This is a genomic window from Rhodoferax sp. GW821-FHT10B06, assembly GCF_059415605.1.
On sequence record NZ_JBWKNO010000027.1, the window covers coordinates 24,295 to 34,465 of the forward strand.

At 64.5% G+C, this 10,171-nt stretch carries 10 protein-coding genes; 8 read left to right on the forward strand and 2 right to left on the reverse strand.

Features of this window, described 5'->3' with window-relative positions; genetic code table 11:
* Positions 1-78 precede the first annotated feature (78 nt).
* Positions 79-1,635 carry a DUF6600 domain-containing protein gene (locus AC07O2_RS25335; protein WP_495234884.1) on the forward strand — a complete coding sequence of 519 codons (1,557 nt, stop codon included), beginning with the start codon at positions 79-81 and terminating at the stop codon, positions 1,633-1,635.
* A 97-nt stretch (positions 1,636-1,732) separates the two neighbouring features.
* Here AC07O2_RS25335 and gntR read toward each other — a convergent pair whose 3' ends face one another.
* Positions 1,733-2,779: an HTH-type transcriptional regulator GntR gene (gene gntR, locus AC07O2_RS25340; RefSeq protein ID WP_495234885.1), complete on the reverse strand. Its 1,047-nt coding sequence runs from the start codon at positions 2,777-2,779 to the stop codon at positions 1,733-1,735.
* Between the two features lie 229 nt (positions 2,780-3,008).
* On the opposite strand from gntR, the gene AC07O2_RS25345 reads away from it, so the two are divergent.
* From AC07O2_RS25345 to AC07O2_RS25360, 4 genes are read left to right on the forward strand one after another with little or no spacing between them, the layout of a single operon-like run.
* Positions 3,009-3,500 carry a gluconokinase gene (locus AC07O2_RS25345; protein ID WP_495234886.1) on the forward strand — a complete coding sequence of 164 codons (492 nt, stop codon included), beginning with the start codon at positions 3,009-3,011 and terminating at the stop codon, positions 3,498-3,500.
* Positions 3,487-3,996: a TRAP transporter small permease subunit gene (locus AC07O2_RS25350; RefSeq protein ID WP_495234887.1), complete on the forward strand. Its 510-nt coding sequence runs from the start codon at positions 3,487-3,489 to the stop codon at positions 3,994-3,996. The genes AC07O2_RS25345 and AC07O2_RS25350 overlap by 14 nt, the downstream gene beginning before the upstream one ends.
* Positions 3,997-4,001: 5 nt before the next feature.
* The gene (locus AC07O2_RS25355) at positions 4,002-5,294 is read left to right on the forward strand and encodes a TRAP transporter large permease (protein WP_495098068.1); all 1,293 of its coding nucleotides are present in this window, start codon (positions 4,002-4,004) and stop codon (positions 5,292-5,294) included.
* A 48-nt stretch (positions 5,295-5,342) separates the two neighbouring features.
* Positions 5,343-6,362, forward strand: a complete 1,020-nt coding sequence (locus AC07O2_RS25360; RefSeq protein WP_495098067.1) for a TRAP transporter substrate-binding protein — start codon at positions 5,343-5,345, stop codon at positions 6,360-6,362.
* Between the two features lie 83 nt (positions 6,363-6,445).
* On the opposite strand, the gene pmbA is transcribed toward AC07O2_RS25360, so the two are convergent.
* Positions 6,446-7,825: a metalloprotease PmbA gene (gene pmbA / locus AC07O2_RS25365; protein WP_495234888.1), complete on the reverse strand. Its 1,380-nt coding sequence runs from the start codon at positions 7,823-7,825 to the stop codon at positions 6,446-6,448.
* Positions 7,826-7,912: 87 nt separating this feature from the next.
* Here pmbA and yjgA point away from each other — a divergent pair, with 87 nt between their 5' ends.
* The 3 genes from yjgA (at position 7,913) to AC07O2_RS25380 (ending at position 10,057) form a co-directional block, all read left to right on the forward strand.
* Positions 7,913-8,569 (forward strand): ribosome biogenesis factor YjgA, encoded by a 657-nt coding sequence (yjgA, locus tag AC07O2_RS25370; RefSeq protein ID WP_495098065.1) that lies wholly within the window; start codon positions 7,913-7,915, stop codon positions 8,567-8,569.
* Positions 8,541-9,152, forward strand: a complete 612-nt coding sequence (gene mog / locus AC07O2_RS25375; RefSeq protein ID WP_495234889.1) for a molybdopterin adenylyltransferase — start codon at positions 8,541-8,543, stop codon at positions 9,150-9,152. Before yjgA ends, mog begins: the two co-directional genes overlap by 29 nt.
* Before the next feature lie 74 nt (positions 9,153-9,226).
* Positions 9,227-10,057, forward strand: coding sequence for a PhzF family phenazine biosynthesis protein (locus tag AC07O2_RS25380; RefSeq protein WP_495234890.1), 831 nt, complete (start codon positions 9,227-9,229; stop codon positions 10,055-10,057).
* Positions 10,058-10,171 lie beyond the last annotated feature (114 nt).

A 10,171-nucleotide genomic window follows, 5' to 3' on the forward strand; every position in this document is an offset into this window, starting at 1 on the left:
CCTGCCCGCCATGGGGTCCAGGACAACCAATGTCCTGGCTACCGCGTTATAAAAGGCGTGAACACTCTGCTGCACGCCATGTCCTACACCCTTCTTTCCCGAACAACCCACCTGCTAGTCGGGTTGTTACTCGCGTTGGCGGGCTTGCAGGCTTCCGCGCAGACCGACGCGCCCAGCCGCGTGGGCCGCATCAGTCAGATGGAGGGCGTTACCAGCTACGCGCCCAGTGGCAGCAATGACTGGAGCCCCGCCGAATACAACCGACCACTGACCACCGGCGACCGGCTACAAACCGCCCCCGGCTCCCGTAACGAGCTGCACATAGGCTCTACCGCCCTGCGCAGCAGCGGCCCGGCCACATTGGAAATCGCCCAGCTGGACGACGACACCGCCCGCCTGACGCTGGAACGGGGCAGCCTTTCGCTGCGCGTGCGCCAGCTCTATCCCGGTGAACAGCTGGAAATCGACACCCCAAACCTGGCCTTCACCATCAGCCAGCCCGGCGAATACCGGCTGGACGTGGACACCCGCTTCCGCACCACCGCCGTCACCGTGCGCAGTGGCAGCGGTGTAGCCTATGGAGAAAACGGCCAGGCGCGTGGCATCACCGCCGGGCAGCAGATCCGCTTTGCCGACCGCCAACTGGGCCAAGAGGTGTTCTTCGACAACCCGCCCCGCGATGCCTTTGACATGTGGGCCAGTGCCCGCGACCGGGCCGAAGACCAGTCGCTCAGCGCCCGCTACGTGTCACGCGACACTGTGGGCTACCAGCAGCTGGACGCCTATGGCGAATGGCGCACCGACACCGAATTCGGCACGGTATGGATTCCCCGCGTCAACAACAGCCAGTGGGCGCCCTTCCGCAACGGCCAGTGGCGCTGGATTGAACCCTGGGGCTGGACCTGGGTGGACGACGCGCCTTGGGGCTTTGCGCCCTTCCACTACGGCCGCTGGGCGCAAATCGGTGCGCAATGGTGCTGGGTGCCCGGGCCAGTGATGGCGCGCCCGGCGTATGTGCCAGCGGTGGTGGGTTTCCGCGACCCATTTGCCGACCGTGACCGTCACCATCCACCCAATAACAACTGGTATCCGCTGGCCCCCGGCCAGACCTGGCGCCCAGCCAACCCCCACCGCCCGCCTGAGTCGCGGCCCGGCCTGCCTCCCGGCGTGGGCGCAAACCCCGCATGGCGAGACAGTCCTCCCAGCCAGCAGGCCATACCCATGCCCCGGCCTCAAGTGCACATGGTGGAACCCATGATGCAAGCCCCCAACAACCTGCAGGACTTGCAACAGCGAGCCCAATTGCAGCGCCAGCAGCAGCTAGACCGCGAACGCCAACAACAAGAACAAAACCGCATCCAGCTCCAGGGCCAGCAACGCGAACAAATGCAGCGCGATGCCGCGCAGCAGCAAATGCGCGAACAGCAAAACCGCATCCAGCAGCAGCAGGCAGAGCAAGCGCAACGGGAACAGCAACAACGCGAACAAGCCCAGCGTACCCAACAACAACTGCTACAGCAGCACCAACAACCGCAGCAGGTCCAGCCCATGCCTCGGCCCCAGATTCGGGATCCAAATAGCTTGTTCTTGGACCGCAAGCGCATCCTGCGCCCAGGCGAAGATCCAAACCGCTAGAACAAGCCATAGCTGCGATATTTATAGCGCCCCGCACAGATAAATACAGCGCTAGAGGCACAAAATAACTTAAAAGATACGATGCCTGGCAAGGCCCTTAGCTGCTACTGCGCACCACCAGTTCAAAGCCCAGATCGATCGTGCTGTGCGGCACCGGTTCACCGCGCATCAGCGCCAGCAGCATCGTGGCGGCCTGTGTGCCGATCTCGGCGCGCGGTGTGCGGATGGTGGTCAGGGGCGGCAGCATCTGGTCGCTGCCGGCCAGGTCGTTAAAGCCCACCACGGCAATTCGCCCTGGCACGGCTACCTGCAAACGCAAGGCCGCCAGCAGCCCACCCTGCGCCAGGTCGTCGTTGCAAAAAAAGACGGCATCCACATCCGGCCGGCGTGCCAGCAGGCTCTCCAACAATTGCCCGCCCAGGGCCATGGATGTGGGCGACGGGTCCAAGACTTCCAAGCCAGGGTCGTAACACCCCGCGTCCCGCAAAGCGGCGCGGTAGCCCTCGGCCCGCTGCATTACCCGCGGGTCCAGCTGCCCGGCGACGTAGGCGATACGCCGGCGGCCGCGCTGCAACAAGTGTTCGGTGATGGTGCGGGCCGCGTCCCGCTGCGATAGCCCCACGCCGTAGACGCCCGGCGTCGCTGCCGTTTCCATCAAATGCACGCAGGGCACGCCGCTGCGGGCAATCATCTGGCGGGCGGCTTCGCTGCGGTCGAAACCGGTGACCAGCAGCCCGGCCGGGCGGTGTGCCAGATAGCTTCGTAGCAAAGCCTCTTCTTCCGCGGCCTGGTAGTGGGTCACGCCCATCAGCGTCTGGTAGCCGGCAGGCGCCAAGGTGCGCTGCACCGCCTCCAGCAGCTCGACGAACAGCGCGTTCGACAACAGCGGAATCAACACCGCCACATGCGAGCTGCGGGCCGAAGCCAGGGCGCGGGCCGCAGGATCGGGCACATAACCCAGCTGCTGGGCTGCCACCTGCACCTTCTCGACAAGCACCGGGTCCACCGCCCGGGCGCCGCGCAAGGCGCGTGACGCCGTGATGGCACTGACACCTGCGGCCAGGGCCACATCGTTGAGTGTGGCACGCCCGGTTGCCCGCCGGCGCAAAGGGGGTGAGGAAGGGGGTGAGGAGGGGCTATCCATGCGGTGTGGAGGCGATTCTACCGAGGCAACGGTATTGCCAATCAACAAGCTCCGCTTACGCCATTGGCCACTTGTTCAGGTGAAAACCCTGATGGAAATACATACCGGCCAGACTTAGGATAGCGCTGTCCAAAAATTGAAAAACGATTTTCGGACGTCGTACAGGCCGCCGGCCTGGTTTTTTTCACTCATTGGGATTGCGCTGTCCAACATGGTTTCACTGGTTGTTATGGGCGTTGCCGGATGCGGTAAATCAAGTCTGGGGGATGCATTGGCCGAGGCCTTGCATTGGCCCCTGGTCGAGGGTGACGACTTCCACTCCGCCGCCAACGTCGCCAAGATGCGTGCCGGCGTGCCCCTGGTGGATGCCGACCGCACTGGCTGGCTGGCGCGGCTGGGCGAGGAGCTGCAGCACCATCCCCAGGGCGCTGTGCTGACCTGCTCGGCCCTCAAGCGCGCCTACCGGGACCAGTTGCGCAGCACCGTGCCGGGCCTGCGCTTTGTGCACCTGGCGTTGAGCCGCGAGGAAGCCCGACTGCGCGTGGCCCAGCGGGCAGGCGGCCATTATTTCCAGGCCAACCTGGTAGACAGCCAGTTCGAAGCGCTGGAAAGCCCCGAGGGCGAAGCCGGTGTGCTGGTGGTCGATGCCACCCTGGCCCTGGCACCCCTTACCCAACAAGTCATCCACTGGCTGCAGGAGACCCCATATGCAAACCCCTGAAACACCCATCCCCGCGCCCCGCGTGGTGCGCCTGGCCCATGCGGCCATGGCCTTGTGCCTGGCCGTCATGGCCACCTCGGTCTTCATCAACGTGGTGCTGCGCTATGGCTTTGGCAGCGGCGTGGCCGCCAGCGAAGAGCTGTCGCGCCTGCTGTTCGTCTGGATGGTGTTCATCGGCGCCGCTGCCGCCTACCCCATGGGCGAACACATGGCTTTCACCAGCCTGCTGCTGGCGCTGCGCGACAAGCCTGCTGCATTGACGGCCATGGCGGCCCTGATCCGCGTGCTGGTGGTGCTGGGCTGCAGTTTCCTGGCCTGGGGCGCTTGGCAGCAGGTGGTCGTGGGCCTGGGCAGCCACTCGGTGGTGCTGGGCTACTCCAGCGCGCTGCTGCCCTTGCCGGCGTTTTTGTGCTCCCTGTTGATCGCTGTGATGGCGCTGTGGGAGCTGGTACGTAACAAAGCCCTGGACCTCGGTCACGGCGCGGAAGTGGAGTAAGTCATATGTCCGCAGAAGGTCAAGCATTCGTGGTTTTTTCGCTGGGCATGCTGGTGCTGATGGGCATCGGCATGAACATGGCGCTGGCATTGGTACTCACCGGGGCCGGCATGGCCTGGGTACTGGATTTCTGGGACACCCAGCTGCTGGCGCAGAACCTGGTGGCCGGGGTGGACAGCTTTCCGCTGCTGGCCGTGCCCTTCTTCATCCTGGCCGGTGAGCTGATGAACTCGGGCGGCATCAGCCGGCGCATCATCGCCATGGCCCAGGCCTGGGTCGGCCACATCCGGGGCGGCCTGGGTTATGTGGCCATCGGCGCTGCCGTGCTGATGGCCAGCATGAGCGGCTCGGCCCTGGCCGACACCGCGGCGCTGGCCACCATCCTGCTGCCCATGATGCGCCAGCACGGCTACCCGCTGCCTGTATCGGCCGGCTTGCTGGCCTCGGGCGGCATCATCGCGCCCATCATTCCGCCGTCCATGCCGTTTGTGATTTATGGCGTGACCACCAACACGTCGATCTCGGCGCTGTTCGTCTCGGGCATCGTGCCCGGCCTGTTCATGGGTGCGGGCTTGATCGTGGCCTGGAAGTTCGTGCTACGCAAGACCGAGCTGCCGGTGGGCCAGCCCCTGCCCATGAAGGAACGCCTGCAGGCCACGCTGAAAGCCTTCTGGGCGATGCTGATGCCCATCATCATCATCGGCGGCATGAAGAGCGGCCTGTTCACCCCCACCGAGGCCGCCGTGGTGGCAGCGTTCTACGCGCTGGTCGTAGCCTTGTTCGTGCACCGTGAAATGAAGCTGCCCGAGCTGTACACGGTGCTGGTACGCGCCGCCAAGACCACCGCCGTGGTGATGTTCCTGTGCGCCGGCGCTGCCGTGGCCAGCTACATGATCACCCTGGCCGACCTGCCCAGCACGCTGTCGAACTGGCTCGGCCCGCTGGTGGAAAGCCCGCGCGTCCTGATGGCGGTGATGATGGTCGTGCTGGTGTTGATAGGCACCGCGCTGGACCTGACGCCCACCATCCTGATCTTCGCCCCGGTGATGCTGCCCATCGCCGTCAAGGCCGGCATCGACCCGGTGTACTTCGGCCTGATGTTCGTGCTGAACGGCGCCATCGGCCTGATCACCCCGCCAGTGGGCACCGTATTGAACGTGATTGCCGGTGTGGGCCGCCTGCCCATGCACACCGTCATCAAGGGCGTAAACCCCTTCCTCATCACCTACACGCTGATCCTGATTTTGTTCGTGATCTTCCCGCAGCTTGTCATCGCCCCCGTGGCGTGGATGCGCTAAACCGCCCACTCTCTCGCACCCTACAACTTACAACCAAGGACAAACACCATGCACACCTTCCTTCGCCGCACCGCCCTGGCCACCGTGGCCGCACTCGCCCTGGGCGCTGCCAGCGCCGCCTTCGCGCAAGACATCAAGCCGCGCATCATCCGCTTTGGCTACGGCCTGAACGAGCAAAGTAACCAGGGCCGCGCCGCCAAAGTGCTGGTCAGTGCGATCGAAAAAGCCTCTGGCGGCAAGATGAAGATGCGGGCCATCGGCGCTGCCGCCCTCGGCCCCGACACCCAGATGCAGCAAGCCCTGGTGGGCGGTGCGCAGGAGATGATGGTCGGCTCCACCGCCACCCTGGTCGGCATCACCAAGGAAATGGCGCTGTGGGACACGCCCTTTCTGTTCAACAACGTGCAGGAAGCCGACGCCATCCTGGACGGCCCCATCGGCCAGAAAGTAATGGCCAAGCTGCAGGAAAAAGGCCTGGTCGGCCTGGTGTACTGGGAGAACGGATTCCGCAACCTGACCAATAACAAACGCCCCGTCACCAAGCTGGAAGACATGGACGGCATCAAGCTGCGCGTGATGCAGAACGAAGTCTTCCTGAGCAGCTTCAAGACCCTGGGCGCCAACGCCATCCCCCTGCCCTTCAGCGAACTCTTCAGCGCGCTGGAAACCAATACCGTGGACGGCCAGGAAAACCCTTTCAACACCATCGTCTCCAGCAAGTTCTACGAGGTGCAAAAGTACCTGAGCGTGACCAACCACGTCTACAGCCCCTGGATCGTGCTGGCCAGCAAGAAGTGGTGGGACGGCTTAAGCAAGGACGAGCAAAAAGTGCTGCTCGACGCCGCCATCCAAAGCCGCGACTTCGAACGCAAGGACACCCGCGACGAAGCCGCCAAAGCCCTGGCCGATCTGAAAACCAAGGGCATGCAGATCAACCAACTGGCCCCCACCGAAGCCGCCCGCATGCGCGACAAGCTCACCAAGGTCAACGCCCTGGTCGCCGCCAATGTGGGTATGGACCTGTGGCAGGAAACCCAGGCCGCACTGGCCAAGCAGCGCGGTAAGTAAACGCCAAGCAAAACGCCACCAGCTACTATATTGATAGCTGGCGGCGCAGGTGAAATAAGCGCCTGAGGCCTAAAAAGCTTAGATCAGCTCCCGGCCACCTTCATCTTGTTCACCAGGATCGAGCCCACGGTTTTCGCGCCGTAGTTGTAGGTGTCTGCGCCAATCGCCTGGATGCCCTTGAACATGTCCTTCAGGTTGCCGGCGATGGTGATCTCTTCCACTGGGAAGGCGATCTCGCCGTTTTCCACCCAGAAGCCGCTGGCACCACGCGAGTAGTCGCCGGTCACGTAGTTCACGCCCTGGCCCATCAGCTCGATCACGAACAGGCCGGTGCCCAACTTTTTCAGCATCGCGTCCAGGTCGTCGCCCGCGCGGGTGCGGCGGGAGGTGAGCGTCAGATTGTGCGAGCCGCCGGCGTTGCCGGTGGTCTTCATGCCCAGCTTGCGCGCCGAGTAGCTGCTGAGGAAGTAACCTTCGACCACACCCGCGTCCACCACCTTGCGCGCCTTGACGCGCACGCCCTCTTCGTCGAACGGCGAGCTGCCCTTGCCGCGCTTCACGAACGGGTCTTCCATCAGATCGATGTGCTTGGGGAAGATCTGCTTGCCCATGGAGTCCAGCAGAAATGTGCTCTTGCGGTACAGCGCACCGCCGCTGACGGCCTGCACAAAGCCACCCAGCAGGCCGGCGGCCAGCGGCGACTCGAACAACACCGGGCACTCCACGGTGGGGATCTTGCGTGCCTTCAAACGGCTCAGCGCACGTTGGGCGGCGTAACGGCCCACGTCCTGCGGCGAAGCCAGCTCGGCCGCGTCGCGCATGGAGCTGTACCAGGAGTCGCGCTGCATGCCGTTACCCTTGCCAGCAATCGGCGCTACCGACAAAGAATGCCGCGAGCTGGCGTAGCCGCCCCGGAAACCATTGGTGTGTGCGCTGAAGAAATGCGACTGCTGGGCCGACACGCCCGCGCCTTCGCTGTTGGTGATGTGCTTGCTGGTCTGCAGGGCCGCGGCCTCGCATTCCATGGCGATCTGGGCCGCGTCTTCGCTGGTGATGGCCCAGGGATGGAACAGGTCCAGGTCCACCTGGCGCTTGGCAATGTCCTTGGAACTGGGCAGGCCGGCGGCCGGGTCTTCGGCAGTGAAGCGGGCAATATCGTAGGCCGCTTGCACGGTCTGCTGGATGGCTGCCTTGGAGAAATCGGAGGTGCTGGCGTTGCCACGGCGTTTGCCGATGTAAACCGTGATGCCCAACGACTTGTCGCGGTTGCGCTCCACGGTTTCCAGCGCGCCCTTGCGCACCGATACACTCAGGCCGCAGCCCTCGGAGGCCTCGGCGCCGGCGTCGGTGGCACCGAGTTTTTTGGCGTGCGCCAGGGCGCTGTCTACCAGTTCTTCAAAGAAAGGCCGGCTGTAGGCAAAGCCACTGTCGGGGCGGGAAACTGTGGAATCTGGGTTTTTCATGTTGGCGGCTATGATACTTGCCACGCCGGCACCTAGGCCGCGCCCCATCGGATACCCGCGCACAGCGCCACCCCACCCAGAAATACCATGTCACGCAAACCCACCAAAGGCTATTACGTCCAAGGCACCTTCGTTGCCGAAGGCAGCGAACTGGACATCCAGCTCAAAGCCGAACTCAAGGGCACCGACTCCGCCAGCCGCACCGACATGAAACGCGAAAGCGACGAATTGCAAAAGCTGGGTGAAGACCTGCTGACTCTGCGCACCGACCTGTTCACCAAGCTGCAACTGGGCGAAAAGCTGCACGACGCGGTGGTCGAAGCCAAGCGCATCACCAACTTCGAAGGCAAGCGCCGCCAGATGCAGTACATCGGCAAGCTCATGCGCAAGCAAGAGCCCGAAATGCTGGATGCGATCCGCGCGGCGCTCAAGGTGCAGCACTCCGGTTCGGCCCAGGAAAACCTGGCCCTGCACAAGGCCGAAACCTGGCGCAACCGCCTGATCGCCGAAGACGGCGCCTTTGGCGAATGGATCAGCGAATTCCCCGCCACCGACTCGCAGCAACTGCGCGCCCTGGTCCGCCAGGCCCGCAAGGACGCCACGCCCGAAAAGCCCGGCGCGCTGCCTCGCCACGGCCGCGCCTACCGCGACATCTTCCAGCTGGTGCGTGAACAGCTGCTGGACATCGACGGCCCGCTGAACGACGGCGCCATCGATGCAAGCCACCAGGCCGACGAGGAATAAGGCCGTGTTCGACCCCGTCAAGATCGGCATTGTCTCGGTGAGCGACCGCGCCAGCACCGGCGTCTACGAAGACAAAGGCCTGCCCGCGCTGCAAGACTGGCTGAGCCGCGCGCTGCAGAACCCCATCGAATTCGTGCCGCGCCTGATCCCCGACGAACAAGCCGTCATCAGCGCCACCCTGGTCGAGCTGGTCGACGCCGGCTGCAGCCTGGTGTTGACCACCGGTGGCACCGGCCCTGCCCTGCGCGACGTCACGCCCGAGGCCACGCTGGCCATTGCCCACAAGGAAATGCCCGGCTTTGGCGAGCAGATGCGCCAGATCAGCCTGAAGTTCGTGCCCACGGCCATCCTGTCGCGCCAGACCGCCGTGGTCCGCGACAAAAGCCTGGTCATCAACCTGCCCGGCCAGCCCACGGCGATAGCCGAGACGCTGGAAGGCCTGCCCGCCCTGGGCACGCCCGGCATCTTTGCCGCCGTGCCCTACTGCATCGACCTGATCGGCGGCCCTTATTTGGAAACCGTCGAGACGGTGTGCAAGGCCTTCCGGCCCAAATCGGCCATCCGTCCACCGGCTGCCCAGTAAGCACGACGGCGGCAGGGCTTCACGCCCCGGCTGAAAATGACTTTCAGCCCTTCTCATTTCTGCAAGGAGACACCATGCAAGTCCTGAAACTCGCCGCCTTCTCCGACGGCTCCAGCGGCGGCAACCCCGCAGGCGTCGTCATCGCCGATGTTCTGCCCAGCGACGCCGAAATGCAGCGCACCGCTGCAGCCGTCGGTTTTTCTGAAACCGCTTTCGCCGCGCCCATGGGCAGCGCCTGGCGGGTGCGCTATTTCTCACCCGAGACCGAGGTAGCGTTCTGCGGACACGCCACCATCGCGCTGGGTGCGGTCCTGGCGCAGCAGCACGGCGACGGCGTCTACCCGCTGACGCTGAACCACGCCCAGATCACCGTGGAAGGCCGCAGCGCCGGCACACTGTTCACTGCAGCACTGCAGTCGCCGCCCACACGCAGCCAGTCCGCGCCCACCGAACTGGTGGCCGAGGCATTGGCCTTGCTGGGCTACACCGCCCACGACCTGGACCCGCGCATCCCGCCGGCTCTGATACACGGCGGTGCCGACCACCTGGTGCTGGCCCTGAAGACCCGCAGCGCCCTGGCCACCATGCACTACGACCTGGCCACAGGCCGCAGCCTGATGCTGCGCGCCGGCCTGGTGACCATCCTGCTGGCGTTTGCCGAGTCGGCACAGCGCTTCCACACCCGCAATGCGTTCGCCTCTGGCGGCGTGCTGGAAGACCCCGCCACCGGCGCGGCCACCGCCGCCCTGGCCGGCTACCTGCGCGACCTGGACTGGCCGCACGGCGGCACCATCGACGTGGTGCAGGGCGAAGACATGGGCATGCGCTCCCTGCTGCACGCTGAGTTCAGCAGCCAGCCAGGCAGCTCGGTACGCGTCTCGGGCACGGCCCGTTTGATGGCCTGATTGCTATCTAAATAGGAGCATCCAGCGCAGGTGGAATCTGGGCGGATTCAATCCCAAGTGCAACGCAAGGGTCATTGAATAGTAGCGTGCTGGGGATGGTGGTTGAGCAAGAAG

Excerpts from the sequence above, each read along its gene's own strand:
- AC07O2_RS25335 (WP_495234884.1), top strand. The coding sequence starts at position 79 with ATGTCCTACACCCTTCTTTCCCGAACAACCCACCTGCTAGTCGGGTTG.
- gntR (WP_495234885.1), bottom strand. The coding sequence starts at position 2,779 with ATGGATAGCCCCTCCTCACCCCCTTCCTCACCCCCTTTGCGCCGGCGG.
- AC07O2_RS25345 (WP_495234886.1), top strand. The coding sequence starts at position 3,009 with ATGGGCGTTGCCGGATGCGGTAAATCAAGTCTGGGGGATGCATTGGCC.
- AC07O2_RS25350 (WP_495234887.1), top strand. The coding sequence starts at position 3,487 with ATGCAAACCCCTGAAACACCCATCCCCGCGCCCCGCGTGGTGCGCCTG.
- AC07O2_RS25355 (WP_495098068.1), top strand. The coding sequence starts at position 4,002 with ATGTCCGCAGAAGGTCAAGCATTCGTGGTTTTTTCGCTGGGCATGCTG.
- AC07O2_RS25360 (WP_495098067.1), top strand. The coding sequence starts at position 5,343 with ATGCACACCTTCCTTCGCCGCACCGCCCTGGCCACCGTGGCCGCACTC.
- pmbA (WP_495234888.1), bottom strand. The coding sequence starts at position 7,825 with ATGAAAAACCCAGATTCCACAGTTTCCCGCCCCGACAGTGGCTTTGCC.
- yjgA (WP_495098065.1), top strand. The coding sequence starts at position 7,913 with ATGTCACGCAAACCCACCAAAGGCTATTACGTCCAAGGCACCTTCGTT.
- mog (WP_495234889.1), top strand. The coding sequence starts at position 8,541 with ATGCAAGCCACCAGGCCGACGAGGAATAAGGCCGTGTTCGACCCCGTC.
- AC07O2_RS25380 (WP_495234890.1), top strand. The coding sequence starts at position 9,227 with ATGCAAGTCCTGAAACTCGCCGCCTTCTCCGACGGCTCCAGCGGCGGC.